19 protein-coding genes are annotated in these 16,441 nt (G+C 73.1%); 11 read left to right on the forward strand and 8 right to left on the reverse strand.

Going from position 1 to position 16,441, the window contains the following annotated elements; genetic code table 11:
• The first annotated feature begins 18 nt into the window (after positions 1-18).
• From BMY40_RS04605 to BMY40_RS04615, 3 genes are all read left to right on the forward strand, one after another.
• Positions 19-1,617, forward strand: coding sequence for an ABC-F family ATP-binding cassette domain-containing protein (locus tag BMY40_RS04605; RefSeq protein WP_093655506.1), 1,599 nt, complete (start codon positions 19-21; stop codon positions 1,615-1,617).
• Between the two features lie 409 nt (positions 1,618-2,026).
• Positions 2,027-2,248, forward strand: coding sequence for a helix-turn-helix domain-containing protein (locus tag BMY40_RS04610; RefSeq protein WP_177213862.1), 222 nt, complete (start codon positions 2,027-2,029; stop codon positions 2,246-2,248).
• A 110-nt stretch (positions 2,249-2,358) separates the two neighbouring features.
• The gene (locus tag BMY40_RS04615; RefSeq protein WP_093655510.1) at positions 2,359-3,138 is read left to right on the forward strand and encodes an enoyl-CoA hydratase/isomerase family protein; all 780 of its coding nucleotides are present in this window, start codon (positions 2,359-2,361) and stop codon (positions 3,136-3,138) included.
• Between the two features lie 6 nt (positions 3,139-3,144).
• Here BMY40_RS04615 and BMY40_RS27915 read toward each other — a convergent pair whose 3' ends face one another.
• Positions 3,145-3,933 (reverse strand): hypothetical protein, encoded by a 789-nt coding sequence (locus BMY40_RS27915; protein WP_093655512.1) that lies wholly within the window; start codon positions 3,931-3,933, stop codon positions 3,145-3,147.
• A gap of 227 nt (positions 3,934-4,160) precedes the next feature.
• On the opposite strand from BMY40_RS27915, the gene BMY40_RS04625 reads away from it, so the two are divergent.
• The 5 genes from BMY40_RS04625 to amaP are packed head-to-tail and all read left to right on the forward strand — an operon-like array spanning position 4,161 to position 6,601.
• Positions 4,161-4,637: an Asp23/Gls24 family envelope stress response protein gene (locus tag BMY40_RS04625; protein ID WP_093655845.1), complete on the forward strand. Its 477-nt coding sequence runs from the start codon at positions 4,161-4,163 to the stop codon at positions 4,635-4,637.
• Positions 4,638-4,687: 50 nt separating this feature from the next.
• A complete protein-coding gene (locus BMY40_RS04630; RefSeq protein ID WP_093655514.1) occupies positions 4,688-4,870 on the forward strand; it encodes a hypothetical protein in 183 nt (60 codons plus the stop codon).
• Positions 4,871-4,873: 3 nt separating this feature from the next.
• Positions 4,874-5,284 (forward strand): hypothetical protein, encoded by a 411-nt coding sequence (locus BMY40_RS04635; protein ID WP_177213863.1) that lies wholly within the window; start codon positions 4,874-4,876, stop codon positions 5,282-5,284.
• A 7-nt stretch (positions 5,285-5,291) separates the two neighbouring features.
• On the forward strand, positions 5,292-5,978 hold the full coding sequence (locus tag BMY40_RS04640; protein WP_093655516.1) for a DUF6286 domain-containing protein: 687 nt from the start codon (positions 5,292-5,294) through the stop codon (positions 5,976-5,978).
• A 20-nt stretch (positions 5,979-5,998) separates the two neighbouring features.
• Positions 5,999-6,601 carry an alkaline shock response membrane anchor protein AmaP gene (gene amaP / locus BMY40_RS04645; RefSeq protein ID WP_093655849.1) on the forward strand — a complete coding sequence of 201 codons (603 nt, stop codon included), beginning with the start codon at positions 5,999-6,001 and terminating at the stop codon, positions 6,599-6,601.
• Positions 6,602-6,703: 102 nt separating this feature from the next.
• On the opposite strand, the gene BMY40_RS04650 is transcribed toward amaP, so the two are convergent.
• The 3 genes from BMY40_RS04650 to BMY40_RS04660 are packed head-to-tail and all read right to left on the reverse strand — an operon-like array spanning position 6,704 to position 9,431.
• On the reverse strand, positions 6,704-7,459 hold the full coding sequence (locus BMY40_RS04650) for an SDR family oxidoreductase (RefSeq protein ID WP_093655518.1): 756 nt from the start codon (positions 7,457-7,459) through the stop codon (positions 6,704-6,706).
• 5 nt (positions 7,460-7,464) lie between these two features.
• The gene (locus tag BMY40_RS04655) at positions 7,465-8,385 is read right to left on the reverse strand and encodes an SURF1 family cytochrome oxidase biogenesis protein (RefSeq protein ID WP_245769828.1); all 921 of its coding nucleotides are present in this window, start codon (positions 8,383-8,385) and stop codon (positions 7,465-7,467) included.
• 26 nt (positions 8,386-8,411) lie between these two features.
• On the reverse strand, positions 8,412-9,431 hold the full coding sequence (locus BMY40_RS04660) for a DEDDh family exonuclease (RefSeq protein ID WP_093655522.1): 1,020 nt from the start codon (positions 9,429-9,431) through the stop codon (positions 8,412-8,414).
• A gap of 143 nt (positions 9,432-9,574) precedes the next feature.
• Here BMY40_RS04660 and BMY40_RS04665 point away from each other — a divergent pair, with 143 nt between their 5' ends.
• Positions 9,575-10,567: a sterol desaturase family protein gene (locus tag BMY40_RS04665; protein WP_093655524.1), complete on the forward strand. Its 993-nt coding sequence runs from the start codon at positions 9,575-9,577 to the stop codon at positions 10,565-10,567.
• Between the two features lie 35 nt (positions 10,568-10,602).
• Here BMY40_RS04665 and BMY40_RS04670 read toward each other — a convergent pair whose 3' ends face one another.
• The gene (locus BMY40_RS04670) at positions 10,603-12,132 is read right to left on the reverse strand and encodes a S8 family peptidase (RefSeq protein ID WP_093655526.1); all 1,530 of its coding nucleotides are present in this window, start codon (positions 12,130-12,132) and stop codon (positions 10,603-10,605) included.
• Between the two features lie 232 nt (positions 12,133-12,364).
• On the opposite strand from BMY40_RS04670, the gene moaA reads away from it, so the two are divergent.
• On the forward strand, positions 12,365-13,354 hold the full coding sequence (gene moaA, locus BMY40_RS04675) for a GTP 3',8-cyclase MoaA (protein WP_093655528.1): 990 nt from the start codon (positions 12,365-12,367) through the stop codon (positions 13,352-13,354).
• On the opposite strand, the gene BMY40_RS04680 is transcribed toward moaA, so the two are convergent.
• Together BMY40_RS04680 and BMY40_RS04685 are read right to left on the reverse strand one after the other, a co-directional pair.
• On the reverse strand, positions 13,337-13,630 hold the full coding sequence (locus tag BMY40_RS04680; protein WP_177213864.1) for a hypothetical protein: 294 nt from the start codon (positions 13,628-13,630) through the stop codon (positions 13,337-13,339). The genes moaA and BMY40_RS04680 overlap by 18 nt on opposite strands.
• A 176-nt stretch (positions 13,631-13,806) precedes the next feature.
• Positions 13,807-14,316, reverse strand: coding sequence for a DUF3099 domain-containing protein (locus BMY40_RS04685; RefSeq protein WP_093655530.1), 510 nt, complete (start codon positions 14,314-14,316; stop codon positions 13,807-13,809).
• A 222-nt stretch (positions 14,317-14,538) separates the two neighbouring features.
• Here BMY40_RS04685 and BMY40_RS04690 point away from each other — a divergent pair, with 222 nt between their 5' ends.
• A complete protein-coding gene (locus BMY40_RS04690; protein ID WP_093655532.1) occupies positions 14,539-14,817 on the forward strand; it encodes a GlsB/YeaQ/YmgE family stress response membrane protein in 279 nt (92 codons plus the stop codon).
• A 156-nt stretch (positions 14,818-14,973) separates the two neighbouring features.
• On the opposite strand, the gene tyrS is transcribed toward BMY40_RS04690, so the two are convergent.
• Complete coding sequence (tyrS, locus tag BMY40_RS04695) at positions 14,974-16,383, reverse strand: tyrosine--tRNA ligase (RefSeq protein WP_093655534.1); 1,410 nt, start codon at positions 16,381-16,383, stop codon at positions 14,974-14,976.
• Positions 16,384-16,441 lie beyond the last annotated feature (58 nt).

Here is a 16,441-nt window from a genome sequence, read left to right on the forward strand (position 1 = left end):
CTGCCCAGGAGTATTTCCGTGATCACCGCCACCGGAGTAGAGCTGCGCGCCGGCGCCCGGATCCTCATCGAGTCCGCCTCCTTCCGCATCGCCAGGGGCGACCGCATCGGACTGGTCGGCCGCAACGGTGCGGGCAAGACGACCCTCACCCGCTGCCTGGCCGGCGAGGGTGCCCCCGCAGCCGGGACGATCACCCGCACCGGCGAGGTCGGCTACCTGCCCCAGGACCCGCGCACCGGCGACCTCGACGCCCTCGCCCGCGACCGCATCCTGTCCGCCCGCGGCCTGGACACCGTGCTGCGCAGGATGCGCGAGAACGAGGACCGGATGGCGAACGGCCAGGGCGCCACCCGCGAGAAGGCGATGAAGAAGTACGAGCGGCTGGAGACGGAGTTCCTCACCAAGGGCGGCTACGCCGCCGAGGCCGAGGCCGCCACCATCGCCGCCAGCCTCGGTCTGCCCGACCGGGTGCTCGGCCAGCCGCTGCACACCCTCTCCGGCGGCCAGCGGCGCCGGGTGGAGCTGGCCCGCATCCTCTTCTCGGACGCCGACACCCTGCTGCTGGACGAGCCCACCAACCACCTCGACGCCGACTCGATCGTCTGGCTGCGCGACTTCCTGAAGACCTACCGCGGCGGCTTCGTCGTCATCTCCCACGACGTCGACCTGGTGGAGACGGTCGTCAACAAGGTCTTCTACCTCGACGCCAACCGCTCCCGCATCGACATCTACAACATGGGCTGGAAGCAGTACCTGGCCCAGCGCGAGGCGGACGAGAAGCGGCGCAGGCGCGAGCGCGCCAACGCCGAGAAGAAGGCCGCGGCCCTCAACGCCCAGGCCGACAAGATGCGTGCCAAGGCCACCAAGACGGTGGCCGCCCAGAACATGGCCCGCCGCGCCGAGCGGCTGCTGGCCGGGCTGGAGGGGGAGCGGCAGGCCGACAAGGTCGCCAAGCTGCGCTTCCCCGACCCCGCGCCCTGCGGCAAGACCCCGCTGATGGCCGAGGAACTGTCCAAGTCCTACGGCTCGCTGGAGATCTTCACCGACCTCTCGCTCGCCATCGACAAGGGCTCGCGGGTGGTCATCCTCGGACTCAACGGCGCGGGCAAGACCACCCTGCTGCGGCTGCTGGCCGGGGTGGAGAAGCCCGACACCGGCCGGGTGGTCCCCGGCCACGGCCTGAAGCTCGGCTACTACGCGCAGGAGCACGAGACGCTCGACGGCGACCGCACGGTCCTGGAGAACATGCGCTCGGCCGCCCCGGACATGGATCTGGTCGACATCCGCAAGACGCTGGGCTCGTTCCTGTTCTCCGGCGACGACGTGGACAAGCCCGCGCGGGTGCTCTCCGGCGGTGAGAAGACCCGGCTGGCGCTGGCCACGCTGGTGGTCTCCTCGGCCAACGTGCTGCTGCTGGACGAGCCGACCAACAACCTCGACCCCGCCAGCCGCGAGGAGATCCTGGGCGCCCTGCGCACCTTCACCGGTGCGGTGGTGCTGGTCACCCACGACGAGGGTGCGGTGGACGCGCTCCAGCCGGAGCGGATCATCCTGCTGCCCGACGGTGTGGAGGACCTGTGGGGCGAGGAGTACGCGGACCTCGTGGCGCTCGCCTGAGCGTTCCCGTCCGGGGCCCCGCGAGGGGCGGGCACGCCTCCACCGGGCCCCGGCCACGCCGCGAGCGAGTGGTGATCACATCGTTCCGGATCATTCGGTCGACGCTTGATCCATCATCTGAGTGAGATCGGCTCGTATTCCGGCGCGGTCGGGCGTCGATGGCGCCGGTGATGTGGCATAGACCTCCCATCCCCGTTGTTTGAACGCCGACCGCGCCTCTGACCTGCCCTTTCTCTGTACCGCGTGGAATTGCGCCGCCCGGAAGCCCCGCGGAACACCCCGTTCCAGAGCCTTCCGGCCCTTGCCCGGCCGCCGATGACGTCCTACGGACCTTGTCGAATGGGTGGCCAGAAAACCGGCAAGGGGTGATCATGAGAGTCCAGAGCGCACTTCCCATGAGGAGGCACGGGTGGCCGAGACTCTGAAGAAGGGCAGCCGGGTGACCGGCGCCGCGCGCGAGAAGCTCGCGGCTGACCTCAAGAAGAAGTACGACTCCGGTGCGAGCATCCGGGCGCTGGCCGAAGAGACCGGCCGCTCCTACGGATTCGTGCACCGGATGCTCAGCGAGTCCGGCGTGACCCTGCGCGGTCGCGGCGGTGCCACGCGGGGCAAGAAGACCGCGGCGTCCTGAGACCCAGGGTGTCCCGAGGGGCGCCACCCGGTCGGCCATTCGACCGGCCGGGTGGTTACTCTTCAGTCACTTGACAGTCGTCCGACTGCGGACTGCCCCGGGAGATCCTCATGACCCTGCTCGACAAGGACGGCGTGCGGCTCGTCGCGGACGGTGCCGTGGCCACGGTCACGCTCGACCGCCCGGCCAAGCGCAACGCCCAGACCTTCGCCGTGTGGCGTGCCCTGGCCGAGGCCGGGCGGCTGCTGCCCGGCGAGATCCGCGTCGTCGTCCTGCGCGGAGAGGGGCAGTCCTTCTCCGCCGGGCTCGACCGGCAGGCCTTCACTCCCGAGGGCTTCGACGGCGAGCCGTCCTTCATCGACCTGGCGCGCGGTTCCGACGCCGAGGTCGACGCGGCCATCGCCGGCTACCAGGAGGCCTTCACCTGGTGGCGGCGGAACGACATCGTGAGCATCGCCGCCGTCCAGGGGCACGCCGTCGGCGCCGGCTTCCAGCTCGCGCTCGCCTGCGACCTGCGGGTGTGCGCCGACGACGTGCAGTTCGCGATGCGCGAGACCAGCCTCGGCCTGGTCCCCGACCTCACCGGCACCCACCCGCTCGTCTCCCTGGTCGGGTACGCCCGCGCGCTGGAGATCTGCGCGACGGGCCGTTTCGTGCGCGCCGAGGAGGCCGAGCGGACCGGTCTGGCCAACCTCGTGGTGCCCGCCGCGGAACTGGAGGCCGCCACCGCCGATCTGGCCGCGGCGCTGCTCGCGGCCCCGCGCGACGCGGTGATCGAGACCAAGGCTCTGCTGCGCGGCGCGGTGGACCGCACCTACGACGAGCAGCGCGCCGCCGAGCGCGCGGCCCAGACGCGCAGGCTGCGCGATCTGGCCGGCATCGGCGACTGACCGCTCTCATCCCGGGCTCCGCACCACCTCCGCCGCCACTTCCGTCACCACCTCCGTCACCACGGCCGCGACCGTCACGGGCCCGGGGGCACCGGCCGCCGCGGCCCGTGCCACCGCGCCGCGGACCCCGCGCGCCACATCGAGCGCACGGTGGTCCGCGGCGACCGCGAACTGGACCCGCACATGGCGGCCGGGGGCCGCGCCGGCCGCGTCGCCGGGGCCGGTGTCCACGGTCCGCAGCGCCCGGGCCGCGCCCCCCAGTTCGGGAGCGAGACGTACCACGCCCGGAACGGCGAGCGTCGCGGCGCCCACCGCGGTTCCGGCCTCCCCGGTGTCCGGGGCCTTTCCGCCGCCGGCCCGCTCCCCGGAGGGCTCCTCGGGCGGAGTCCCCTCGTCCGGCCCCTCCAGCAGCCCGGTGATCCGCAGGTCGACCGCCGCCACCACCAGCCCCAGACGCCTCTCCGCCGCTTCGGCCAGGGCCGCGCGCAACCGCCCGGCCGCCGCCGGCAGCGGCTCCTCCGTACCGGCCTCGAACTCCGCGGTGATCCTGACCGGGCCGGGCGGAAGCGCGCTGGGAGGCATCGGCACGGCCGGCCTCCCGCCCGCGCCGGGCTCGGCCGGGGAGAGCCGCAGCGTGCCCGGCCTCACCCCCGGCAGCCCGTCCGCCGCCTGCCGCAGCACACCGGCCGCGGCCCGCTCCGCGATCCAGGTGCCGTCCTCCGCCTCACCCAACGGGAGCAGCCGGCCGAAGCCGATCTGCCGCCGGACGGCCTGGGCCAACTGATCCGTGGCCATGGTCTGCGCTCCTCTCCCGGAATTCCGGCGCCCTGCCGGATCCTCCGGTGCTCTGCTGGTGCTCTCCGGGGTCCCTCACAACGCTGCCCAGCCTTCCGCCGCGGCCTCCCCGCCGCCGCGTGCTTCCTCCATGCGGCGGTACGTTCGTGAGGCAAAAGGTGGCGAACGTGTCTAGCGTGGACATAGCTGAACGAATACTCCTGTATCGAAGGCAAGGGGTGACGGAGATGGCGGAGGTCACACAGCAGAACCGCACGGGCCCTCCCGGCGGGCGGCTCGGCGAGGGACGCGGCGCCGAGGACCCGCGGGTCCGAGGGAGGACCACGATCGCCGACGGCGTGGTGGAGAAGATCGCGGGGATGGCGGCCCGCGAGGTCGACGGCGTCCACGCGATGGGCGCCGGCATGAGCCGGACCTTCAGCGCGGTGCGCGACCGCGTCCCCGGTGGCGGTGGCGGCCAGTCCGTCACGCGGGGGGTGAAGGTCGAGGTCGGCGAGACTCAGGCGGCCATCGACCTGGACATCGTGGTCGAGTACGGAGTGTCGATCACCGATGTGGCGAGCGACGTGCGCGAGAACGTCATCGGCGCGGTCGAGCGGATGGCCGGACTGGAGGTCGTCGAGGTCAACGTCGCGGTCGACGACGTCAAGCTGCCCGACGAGGAGCAAGAGGAAGAGCAGCCGGAGAGGCCGCGGCTGCAGTAGGACGCCGCGGCCGCAGGGGTCCGGTGGAGCAGGAAGCTGAGGAGCGCACGATGAGCATGGCCGCAGTCGGCTTGGTCGCCGGCATGGCGCTGGGCTTCGCCGGATACTTCGGCGGATTCTGGGCCTTCCTCCTGGTGGCGGTACTGGGCGCGGTCGGTTTTGTCGCCGGCCGGGTCCTCGACGGCGATCTGGAACCGGGGGAGATCTTCCGCTCCGGTGGCGGACGGCGGTGACCGGTGGCACAGGAGTTCCGCAAGGCGGAGACGTCCTGGGTGCCCGCGGCCGAGCGGGGGGCGACGAGGATCGCCGACCGGGTCGTCGCCAAGATCGCCGCACGGGCCGCCCGAGAGGCACTGGACGACGAGCAGGAGGCGTCCGGGACCCCGCGCGTGGGGAGGGACCCGCGGGCGAAGATCGCCGTCCGCCGCCCTCCCGACCGGAACGGGCTGAACGGCGAGGCCCGGGTGGTGGTCGCCGTCGAGCTTCCCTACCCCTGTGACATCGGCGCGCGGTGCGGCACGGTGCGCAGACGGGTCGTCTCAAGGGTGCGGGAACTGGCCGGTATGGCGGTCCGGCAGGTGACCGTCGAGGTGACACGGCTGCACACGGGACCGTCCGGCGGCCGGAGCGGAGGAAGGGTGCGGTGAGGGCACGATGAGTCACGAAGCCCAGCGGCAGCCGGCCCCGGAGAGCGCCGCCGACACGGATCCGGACGGCGGGGTGCCGCCCGCCACGGGATCCTCCGAAGCGGATCGCCGGCCGGACGGCGGCAGCGGGGGCGGGGGAGGCGGAAGCACCCGGCGCTTCTGGTCGGCGCGGCGGATCCCCGCCGCTATCGTGGCGCTGGTCCTGACCGTGGCGGCGGCCGTGCTGCTGTACGAGGCCGTCGCCGCGAGCACCGGCGAGCCCCCCTCGGCCTGGCGGCGCGAGATCACCGCGGACCTGGCCACCCGGCCGCTCGACGACCCCTGGGCGATCGCCGGTGCGGCGCTCGCGGTCCTGCTGGGACTGTGGCTGGTGGTGCTGGCGGTCACCCCAGGACTGCGCGGTCTGCTGCCGATGCGCGGCGGCGCCTCCGACGGGGTGCGGGTGCGCGCCGGACTGGAGCGGTCCGCCGCCGAGGCGGCGCTGCACGACCGGCTGCTGGACGTGCCCGGGGTGCGGTCGGTCCGGGTGAAGGCCGGGCGGCACCGCATCCGGGTGCGGGCCCGGGCGCACTTCCGGTCCCTGGACGAGGTGCGGGGGGATCTGGACAGGGCCCTGGACGACGGTGTGGGGCAACTCGGGCTCGCCCGGCGGATGCGGCGGTCGGCCCGGGTACGGCGTCCGACCAAGGACTGAGGAAGGGCTGGGTGGAGCGGATGCTCACGGTGGTGAACCGGATCCTGCTGGGACTGGTGGGGCTGGCGCTGCTGCTGCTGGGGCTGGCGGCCCTGCTGGGCGGGCTCGACCTCCAGCGGCGCTGGGGCCTCGACCTGCCCTCGGGCCTGCCCTGGGACGGACCGGACGAGGTGCCGCTCGGGCGCGGGGAGCCCGCCTGGTGGCAGGACGCGGACTGGTGGCGGTGGCTCCTGGCGATCGGTGTGCCCGCCGTCGTGCTCCTGCTCGCGCTGTGGTGGCTGTCGGCCCAGTTGTGGCGGCAGCGGCCGGACACGGTACTGGTCGACAGCGGGGACGGGTACGGGGCCCTGGTCGGGACGCGGACCCTGGAGGACGCCGTGGCCGAGGAGGCCGCGACCCTGCCGGGCGTGGAGCGGGTCCGGGTGAGGATGGGACGCCGCCGTGCCGGGGTACGGGCCCGGACCGCAGTGGCGGTGGCCGCCCACGCGAGCCCGGCCGAGACCGTCGCGCGCCTGCGGGACGAGGCGCTGGAGCACGCCCGCGCATCGGCGGGGCTCGACCGGCTCGCGGCGGAGATCCGGCTGCGCCCGGCGCGACGGCGGGCCGACGGCCGGGTGAGCTGAGGGACCGAGCCGGGGGCCGGGCCGCGGGATGCCGCCCCGCTTCCCGCGGGATGCCGCCCCGCCGCCCCCGGCGGCGTCGCCCCGGGGGCGGCGGCGGGTCGCTCAGAAGCCGCGGCGGGCGCCGCCGTCGATCTGGAGCATCACACCGGTGACGTACGAGGCTGCGGGGGAGAGCAGGAACGCCGCCGCCCTGCCGAACTCCTCCGGGGTGCCGTAGCGGCGCAGCGGGATCGCGGCCGAGCTCCGCTTACGCGCGGCGTCGGCGTCCCCGGTCATGGCGTCCAGGCTGCGCACCCGGTCGGTGTCGATGCGGCCCGGCAGCAGCCCGACGACCCGGATGCCGCGCGGCCCCACTTCGTCCGCCAGCGACTTCGCGAAACCGGCCAGCCCCGGCCGCAGCCCGTTGGAGACCGTCAGGCCGGGGATCGGCTCGTGCACCGAGCCGGAGAGGACGAAGCCGATCACCCCGCCCTCGCCCAGCCGCGCGGCCGCGGTGCGGGCCAGCCGCACCGCACCGAGGAAGACCGTCTCGAAAGCCGACTGCCACTGGTCGTCGGTGACCGTCTCATGGGAGCCGGCCGGCGGTCCGCCGACGCTGATCAGCACTCCGTCCAGACGTCCGTAGCGTTCGTGGGCCGCCGTCACCAGGCGGTCGGCCGCGGCCGGGTCGGCGTTGTCCGCCACCATGCCGAAGGCGTCGCCGCCCAGCCGTCCGGCGGCCTCGGCCACCGTCTCCTCGCTCCGTCCGGTGACGATCACCTTCGCGCCGTCGGCGGCCAGTTCACGGGCGGCGGCGAAGCCCAGCCCGCGGGTGGCGCCGGTGACGAGGTACACCCTGTCCTGCAGTCCGAGATCCATGGGGATCAGTCTGCCGGTCGGTGCGCCGTCTCGGCACCGGAGGGGGTCGGGGCGGGCCGTCCGGCCGCGGCCCCGCCGCCCGCCCGCTCGTCCGCCGGCCCGTCCGCGGCACCGTCCGCCGGCCCGTCCGCCCCGGAGGCCCGCGCCAGGCGGTCCCGGCGCTCGCGGCGGACCAGCACCACCCAGCCGACGGGTACGGCGGCGGCGAACAGCCACCACTGGAACGCGTACGCCAGGTGCGGGCCGATGCCGCTGCGGTCCGGCTCGGGAAGGAGCTGGGGCTGCTCACCGGAGGGCTCGGGCGAGGTCTCCTCCAGGGCGACGTAGCCGCCCAGGAACGGCCGGTCCAGCTCCTCGGCCATCCGCGCGCTGTCGATCAGCATCACCTGGCGGGGCGGCAGCCCCTGCTTGTCCTTGACGCCGCTGCCGGCCTTCTCGTCGGCCATCAGCCGCCCGGTCACGGTGACCTCGCCGGAGGGGGGCGCCGGCACCTCGGGGAACCGCGTCAGATCCTCGCCCGCCGGAACCCAGCCGCGGTTGACCAGCACGGCCGTGCCGTCCTCGCGGACTAGCGGGGTCAGGACGTGGTAGCCGATGCTCCGGCCGTCCTCGCCGGTGCGCTGGCGCACGACCGTCTCGCCGTCGGTGTCGTAGACGCCGGTCGCCGTCACCCGGCGGTACCGGTCGGCGTCGGCCGGGCCGCGCCCCGGGGCGGCCAGCTCCCCCACGGGAACCGGATCGGCGGCCAGGCTCTCGGCCACCAGCTCGTTGCGCGCCACCCGGTCCTCGTGCCGGTGCAGCTGCCAGAAGCCGAGTCTGACCATGCCCGGGATCAGCAGGAGTGCGACGAGGGTGAGCACCACCCACTGCCGGGACAGCAGGAAGCGGTACGCGGCGGCGGGCGGTGCGGACGATACGGGTGGCACAGTCATCGACGGTACCCCGCCGGCCGTCACTCCTCCGGAGCGGGGGCCACCTCCCGCAGCAGCTGGGTGAAGGCCGCCTCGTCGATCACCGGGGTGCCGAAGGCGCGCGCCTTGGCGACCTTGGAGGTGCCGGAGTCGGGGTCGTTGGTGACCAGGAGGCTGGTGAGGCGGGAGACACCGCTCGCGATGTGGAGCCCGGCCTCGACCGCCCGGTCCTCCAGCAGCTCCCGGTCCACGGAGGTGTCCCCGGAGATCGCCACCCGCATGCCCTGGACCAGCGGCTTGCCCGGCTCGTACCGGCCGGGGTTGGGGTACGGGCAGGGGGCACGCCTGCGCGAGGGGCGCCAGCCACCCGCGTAGGGCCGCGAGCCCCGCCCGCCGGAGGCGCCGGAGGTGGTGCTCGGGGAGGCGATGGAGTCGGTCCACTCGGTCAGTGGCCGGCAGGCCAGCAGGGGCAGGCGTATACGGCCGGCGGCCGCCAGGTGCAGGCTCGGCCGGAATGCCTCGGCCAGCACCCGGGCGTCGTCCAGCGCGTGGTGCGCCCGGCGCTGGACGACACCGTAGTGCGCGGCGAGGGTCTCCAGCCGGTGGTTGGCCAGCGGCAGGTCCAGCTCCTTGGACAGGGCGATGGTGCACAACCGCTGCCGCACGGGGACCGGCAACCGGGCACGGGCATACTCGCGGGCGATCATCGACCAGTCGAAGACCGCGTTGTGCGCGACCAGCACCCGGCCCCGCAGCCGCTCGGCGAACTCCTCGGCGATCTGCGGGAAGAGCGGGGCGTCGGCCAGCATCTCGCTCGTCAGCCCGTGTATCCAGGTCGGCCCGGGATCCCGCTGCGGGTTGACCGGGGTGTACCAGTGGTCGATCACGTCACCCCGTGCGTCCAGCCGGTAGACGGCCGCGGAGACTATGCGGTCGTCCCGGGCGAGCCCCGTGGTCTCCACGTCCACCACCGCGTAGGCGTCGGGGTATTCGGTGGGCCAGGCCGGGGTGCCTGGCTGCGCTGCGGGCCGCGCTTCGGCCGCCGACTGGTCATCGAGCATGGTTCCAGAGAATACGGGCCGCCACTGACACCTTCGCATCGCCGCAGGCCAATCCCGGTGGGCGGAGTTACTGACGGACCGTCTCGCATACTTGTCGGTAACAGACCCTGGCCGCCGGCCCCGGGCGGTCCTACGGTGCCTCCATGCCGAGCGTGCCGAACCTCCCCGATGTCGTGCTGTGGTCCATACCCGCCTTCCTCCTGCTGACGGTCCTGGAGATGGTCAGCTACCGCCTGCGCCCCGAGGAGCCGGACAGCCCCGTGGCCGGCTACGAGACCAAGGACGCCGCCACCAGCCTCTCCATGGGCCTGGGCAGCCTCTTCTTCGACGCACTGTGGAAGATCCCGATCGTGGCGATCTACTCGGCGGCCTACGAGCTGACCCCGCTGCGGATCCCCGTCGAGTGGTGGACTCTGCTGCCGATGCTCCTGGCGCAGGACTTCTTCTACTACTGGTCCCACCGCGGCCACCATGTCATCCGCATCCTGTGGGCCTGCCACGTGGTGCACCACTCCAGCCGGAAGTTCAACCTCACCACCGCGCTGCGCCAGCCCTGGACGTCCCTGACCGGCTGGCCGTTCTACCTGCCGCTGATCGCCCTCGGCATGCACCCGGCCGTGCTGGCCTTCTGCCACTCGGTCAACCTGGTCTACCAGTTCTGGATCCACACCGAGCGGATCGGCAGACTGCCGGGGCCGGTCGAGGCCGTCTTCAACACGCCCTCGCACCACCGGGTCCACCACGCCTCACAGGGGAGCTACCTGGACCGCAACTTCGGCGGGATCCTCATCGTGTGGGACCGGCTCTTCGGTTCCTTCGCACCCGAGACCGAGCCGTGCGTCTACGGGCTCACCAAGAACATCGACACCTACAACCCGCTGCGCGTGGCCACCCACGAGTACGCGGCGATCGCACGCGACCTGCGGGCGGCGCGCGACTGGCGCGAGGCCGCCGGGCGGCTCTTCCGCGGGCCCGGCTGGCAGCCGCGGGTGACCGGCCCCGGCCCCGCCCCCGGGCCGGCGGCCTCCGCGGTCCCCGGGCCGGCCCGGGGCGCCTCGCGGACGGCGGTGACGGCGGCGACGGCGGAAGGGGCCGGGCCCACCGGGCCCGACCCCTCGGCGTCCGCCGCTTCCTGACGGACCGCCGGCTCCGCGGCGGGCCGGCCGCCCGACTACTCGACGGCGTCCAGGGCGTCGACGATGCCGTGGCCGTAGAAGCCGTTGACGCGCTCGCCGCCCTCGCAGGTGGAGTCCTCGACGCCGTTGCCGTCCGGGTCGTAGGTCTCCGGGCAGCCGGGGTTGTCCGCCTGCGCCTTCATCATGAGCTGGAGCATCGCCGGGCTCGCCCAGGGGTGCTTGCTCTTGAGCAGCGCCGCCACGCCCGCGACGTGCGGGCTGGCCATCGAGGTGCCCTGCAGGAAGGCGTAGGAGCCGTTCGGCATGGTCGACAGGATCCGGCCGTTGCCCGACGGGGTGTCCGGGATCTGGAACCGGTCGCCGCCCGGCGCCGCCACGTCGGCGACCCGGTGGCCGTAGCTGGAGTAGTACGACTTCAGGTCCTGCACGCCCGTGGCCGTGACCGTCACCACGCCCGGCAGCTGGGTGGGCAGGTCCAGGCACTCCGACGGGTCGATGGTGCGCTCGACCGGGGTGGTGTCGTTCGGGCTGGAGTCGTCGAGGATCGCGTCGGAGGCGAGGTCGTGGTTGGAATTGCCCGCCGAGGCGACGTGCAGCGTGCCCCTGCGCTCGGCGTGGCGCGCGGCCCGGCGGATCGCCTCCACGACCGCGCCCTGGTCGGCGTCGTCCTCGCAGTTGTACAGGTACGGGTCGACGTAGTAGCTGTTGTTGGTGATCTCCACGCCCTTGTCGGCCGCGAAGACGAACGCGCAGATCACCGCCTCCGGGTAGAAGAGGCTGGTGTCGGGCTCGCTCACCTTGATGGAGGAGACCTTCACGCCCGGCGCGACGCCCGCCACGCCGATGCCGTTGCGCGCCGCGGCGATGGAGCCCGCGACGTGCGTGCCGTGGTAGTCGCCGTCGGTGTACGGGCGCCAGGCGCCCTCGGAGGTGTCGGCCACGCCGCCGACGCAGTTCGCCGACTGGCCCGCCGAGAAGTTCGGGGCCAGGTCCGGGTGGGTGTCGTCCACGCCGGTGTCGATGACCGCGACGGTGACCTTGTCGCTGCCCGGGTTGACCTTCGCGGCCTCGTCCGCGCGGATGGCGCGCAGCCCCCACAGGTCGGCCTCCATCGGCTCGCCCTCGGAGGCGGCCGTGGCCGCGCTGGTGCGGGCCGCCTCCGCCACGTACTGCGGGGCGCCGACCTCGGTGGTGCCCGCCGCCCTGAGCGGCGCGGTACGGGTGGCGCCGGCGGAGTGCACCCCGCGCACCTCGCGCATCCGCTCCGCGAAGCCGGGGTTCGCCGAGTGGACGACGATCACGCCGATCTCCCGGTGCGTGACGACGACCGTGCCGCCCGCCTTGGCTATCTCCCGCTCCACCCGCCTGATCGTGCCGGGGTGGGAGGAGGTGTTGACCACGTACGACAGCTGCTCGCCGTCCGCGGCCGCCGCCGCGGCCGCCGGAACGCCGGCTTCCTGGGCCAGCGCCGTGCCGGCGCCCGGCAGCAGGGCCAGGGAGGCGGTCAGCGCCAACCCGACCGGCACCGCGATGGCGCGGCGTCGGCTGGAGGGTCTCGATGCCATGGGTTCTCCGTGTCTGTGTGAGCGCAGGGGTTCTCAACAACCCGTTCGGTTATCGGATTTGACCGTACGGATGTATGACGACGGAAGCTATCGCTCACATGGGGGGAGCGGCAATGGCCGAACCGTTCACCGAGTGCCGAACTCCCGTTCCCGCCGTGCCGTCCCCGACGGACCGCACGGGCTTCGCGTACGCTGCGAGGCAGATGTCCAACCGTGGGAGGGTGCTGTCGGCATGCTGCTGGACACCTACGGCCGGGTCGCCACCGACCTGCGCGTGTCGCTCACCGACCGGTGCAATCTGAGGTGCACCTACTGCATGCCCGAGGAGGGCTTGAAGTGGCTCGCCAAGCCCGAGCTGCTCACGGACGACGAGATCGTCCGCCTGGTGCGCGTCGCCGTGACCATGCTCGGTGTGGAGGAGGTGCGCTTCACCGGCGGCGAGCCGCTGCTGCGGCCCGGACTGGTGGGCATCGTCGAGCGCTGTGCCGCCCTGGAGCCGCGTCCGAAGCTGTCGCTGACGACCAACGGCATCGGCCTGGAGCGCACCGCCGAGGCGCTGCGCGCGGCCGGCCTGGACCGGGTCAACGTCTCCCTGGACACCCTCGACCCCGAGGTCTTCCAGCGGATGACCCGCCGCAGGCGCCACGCCGACGTCCTCGCCGGCCTGGCGGCCGCCCGCGCGGCGGGGCTCTCGCCGGTCAAGGTCAACGCCGTGCTGATGCCGGGCCTCAACGAGGCAGAGGCCCCCGACCTGCTCTCCTGGGCCGTCGAGCACGCCTACGAGCTGCGTTTCATCGAGCAGATGCCGCTGGACGCCCAGCACGGCTGGCGTCGCGAGGGCATGATCACCGCGGGCGACATCCTCGCCTCCCTGCGCACCCGTTTCTCCCTCACCCCGGAAGGGGAGGACAGCCGGGGCTCGGCGCCCGCCGAGCGCTGGATCGTCGACGGCGGTCCGCACCGCGTCGGTGTGATCGCCTCCGTCACCAGGCCCTTCTGCCGTACCTGCGACCGCACCCGGCTGACGGCCGACGGCCAGGTCCGCACCTGCCTCTTCGCCCGCGAGGAGTCGGATCTGCGCGGCGCGCTGCGCGCGGGCGCGGACGACGCCGAGATCGCCCGGCTGTGGAAGGCTGCGATGTGGGGCAAGAAGGCCGGCTCCGGCCTGGACGATCCGTCCTTCCTCCAGCCCGCCCGCCCGATGTCAGCGATCGGCGGCTGACCCCTCCGGCTCCTCCCCGCCGTCCCGGTCCCCTCCGGCCTCCCGGGCCTCCCAATCGGCGAGGGACACCACGTCCTTCAGAAAGCCCCGCACCCCCAGGAACCGCGACAGGTACTCGCGGTGCTCCTCGCACGCCAGCCAGGTCTTGCGGCGCTCCGGGGTGTGCAGCTTGGGGTTGTTCCAGGCCAGCACCCACACGGCGGCCTCACGGCAGCCCTTGGCCGAGCAGACGGGAACGGCGGGGCCGGGCAGGGGGGCGGTAACGGGATCGGTCACGGCCCCATCCAAACACGGCGACGCCGGGCAGCCACGGGGGGAGCCGCCCGGCGTCGGTCTGTCGCTCCGACGGGGGATGCGGAGCGTGTACGCAGTATGGCACGTGCACCCATCGCCAGGGCACCGGAACAACATGATTGATCTGAGGTTTTCCTGAGCTTCCCGGCCCGGGTGGATCAGTCGCGCCGGCCGGATCCCGGGCGGCTCGGCTCCTGCCCCGGTCCCGCACGCCGGTACTCCCGGGCACCCGGGGCCTGCTCACGGCCTGGTTCCGCCTCGCGATCCGGCTCCTGCCCGCCCTCCGGTACGTCCGGTTCCAGCGGATCCTGCCGTATCGTGCGCGTCCGCGGAGCGGGCTCGTCCTCCCCGGCGTCCTCCTGGCGGTTCGCAGGCCCCAGTGCCTGCCGGGGCGGCGCGGAGACGAGGGAGTCGGGGAGCGCGGGCGTGTTCTCCCGCCCCGCGTTGGCGATCACCACCGCCACGTACGGCAGGGTCGCGCCGAGCACCAGGGCGGCCACGGCGAGCGGACGCTGCACGTTCCACAGCACCACGGTCAGCAGGACCGCCGCGGTGCGCACCAGCATCGAGATCACATAGCGCCGCTCCCGGCCCCGGACGTCCTCCGCCAGCCCCTGGCGGGCTCCGGTGATCCGGAACACCTCGGGACCGCGTTGCCTGCGCCTCACAATCACCACCTGCTCCTGCGGCCGGTACCCGGGAGCGTTCCCGCCTGGTTCCCGGCCTTTTCCACACTACGCCCCGACTCCACCGCATACGACGCCGGGTAGGGGGCACCCGATGCGCCAGGGACGGCTCCCACCCGGACGGCTCAGCGGCCGTACGGCAGAGGCGTCCCACCGCACGAACCGAACGCGCTGCGCACGGAGCGCACCGCACGAGGAGGCGACATGAGCTGGTTGTGGGCGATCATCGTGGGTCTGGTCCTGGGTGTGCTGGCCCGCGCCATCCTTCCCGGCAGGCAGAACATCCCGCTGTGGCTGACCGCCATCTTCGGAATCATCGGCAGCGTCATCGGGAACGCCGTGGCCAGTGGGATCGGCGTGGGGGACACCGCGGGCATCGACTGGATCCGGCACCTGCTCCAGCTTGCCGGAGCCGTCCTGATCGTCGCACTGGGTACACCCCTGTACGCCAAGATCAGGGGCGGAAGCAGGCGGACGGCCTGACGGGCCGCACCCGACCGGCGGAGGGGACGCGTCCCCTCCGCCGGGGGAGGGGAACCTGCGGAAGGGGACGGCGCGCACGAGACGCGCCGTCCCCTTCCGCCTGCTCCGTTTCCGGCTGTCCGGCGGCAGGCCGCCGGACAGCCGGAAACGGCCGCGTCACACCCCCCGGACCTCGGCCACCTTGCGGCCCGCCTTGAGGTAGACGGCACCCGAGACCCCGGCCTGGGCCAGCTTCTCCGGGACGACCTCCCCCAGCGGGCGCAGCGCGTCGGCCTCCGACAGCACGACGGCCCGCTGGCCGGAGTCCGTCTCGACCACCAGCCGCAGCCCGTTCTGCTTGGCGACGCGCCGGGCGGCCGACGCGCTCGGAGTGAACTCCAGCACGGTCGCCAGGATCGCGGTGACGCCCTTGTCCCCGTGCTCGGCGGCGTCCACCACCGGCAGGCTCTCCACGTCGGAGAAGGACTTCCTGGAGAACTGCGCGGCGAACCCCGCCCGGGCCGCCATCGCCGCCTTCAGACCGTGGATCGCGGTGACGACCTCGCCCGCCAGGACCCTCTTCAGGTCCATCGGGTGCAGCGTGCCCTTCTCGATCCGGGCGGTGACCTGGTCGATCTCGCCGTCCGTCCACTCCGTCCAGGCCCGCAGGTACGGCACCATCAGCCGGTCGGGAATCGACATGATCTTGCCGAAGACATCGTCGGCCGACGAGTTCAGCGCGATGTAGTTGCCCTTGGACTTCGACATCTTCGCGCCCGAGCCGTCCGTGCCCTCGATCAGCGGCACGGTGGTGATCATCTGCGGCTTCTTGCCGTAGACCTCCATCACCTTCCGGCCCATCTGCATGTTCAGCAGCTGGTCCACGCCGCCCAGCTCGATGTCGGCGTCGATCTCGGCGGAGTCGATGGCCATCGCCACCGGGTAGATCAGCTCCGACATCGTCAGCCCGTGCCCGGCCGAGAGCCGGTTGCGGAAGTCCTCGCGCTGCAGCAGGGAGGAGGCCGGGATCTGGGACAGGATGCCGATCAGCTTCGGCAGGGCGATGCCGGCCAGCCACTCGCTGTTGTGGCGGAAGCGCACCCGCTCGAAGTCGAAGAACGGCTTCACCTGGTCCCGGTAGCCGGCCAGGTTGCGGGCGATGTCCTCGTCCGTCAGCGGCGGCCGCTCCGAGGAGCGGCCAGAGGGGTCGCCGATCTTGGCGGTGATGTCACCGATGATCAGCGTGACGTCGTGGCCCATCCGCTGGAAGCGGCTCAGGACGATCATCGGCACCGTGTGGCCCAGGTGCACGTCCGCCGCCGTCGGGTCGATGCCCAGCTTGACGTTGAGCCCGTGCCCGGCCTGCCGCGCGGCCTCGATCCGCTCGGCCAGGCCCTCCACCGACGGCAGGACGTCCACCGCCCGGCCGGCGATCAGCTCCGCCTGCTCCTGGGCCGGCAGGTCCGTCAGGTCCAGATAGCGGCGGGCGCCCGTCTCCGCGAGCAGCCGCTCGACGGTCTCGTCGGAGGAGAGGTCCTGGGCCAGCAGTTCGCCGGCACGCTGCACGGAGTCGCCGAGGCGTGTCACGTTCGTTCCCGGTGATCGAATCGGATGGTTGGCTGATGTGGTCGTGGTCGTGGTCGTG

Origin of the sequence: Streptomyces radiopugnans (assembly GCF_900110735.1) — a bacterium.
GTDB lineage: Bacteria > Actinomycetota > Actinomycetes > Streptomycetales > Streptomycetaceae > Streptomyces > Streptomyces radiopugnans.

Excerpts from the sequence above, each read along its gene's own strand:
- BMY40_RS04615 (WP_093655510.1), top strand. The coding sequence starts at position 2,359 with ATGACCCTGCTCGACAAGGACGGCGTGCGGCTCGTCGCGGACGGTGCC.
- BMY40_RS27915 (WP_093655512.1), bottom strand. The coding sequence starts at position 3,933 with ATGGCCACGGATCAGTTGGCCCAGGCCGTCCGGCGGCAGATCGGCTTC.
- BMY40_RS04625 (WP_093655845.1), top strand. The coding sequence starts at position 4,161 with ATGGCGGAGGTCACACAGCAGAACCGCACGGGCCCTCCCGGCGGGCGG.
- BMY40_RS04630 (WP_093655514.1), top strand. The coding sequence starts at position 4,688 with ATGAGCATGGCCGCAGTCGGCTTGGTCGCCGGCATGGCGCTGGGCTTC.
- BMY40_RS04640 (WP_093655516.1), top strand. The coding sequence starts at position 5,292 with ATGAGTCACGAAGCCCAGCGGCAGCCGGCCCCGGAGAGCGCCGCCGAC.
- amaP (WP_093655849.1), top strand. The coding sequence starts at position 5,999 with ATGCTCACGGTGGTGAACCGGATCCTGCTGGGACTGGTGGGGCTGGCG.
- BMY40_RS04650 (WP_093655518.1), bottom strand. The coding sequence starts at position 7,459 with ATGGATCTCGGACTGCAGGACAGGGTGTACCTCGTCACCGGCGCCACC.
- BMY40_RS04660 (WP_093655522.1), bottom strand. The coding sequence starts at position 9,431 with ATGCTCGATGACCAGTCGGCGGCCGAAGCGCGGCCCGCAGCGCAGCCA.
- BMY40_RS04665 (WP_093655524.1), top strand. The coding sequence starts at position 9,575 with ATGCCGAGCGTGCCGAACCTCCCCGATGTCGTGCTGTGGTCCATACCC.
- BMY40_RS04670 (WP_093655526.1), bottom strand. The coding sequence starts at position 12,132 with ATGGCATCGAGACCCTCCAGCCGACGCCGCGCCATCGCGGTGCCGGTC.
- moaA (WP_093655528.1), top strand. The coding sequence starts at position 12,365 with ATGCTGCTGGACACCTACGGCCGGGTCGCCACCGACCTGCGCGTGTCG.
- BMY40_RS04690 (WP_093655532.1), top strand. The coding sequence starts at position 14,539 with ATGAGCTGGTTGTGGGCGATCATCGTGGGTCTGGTCCTGGGTGTGCTG.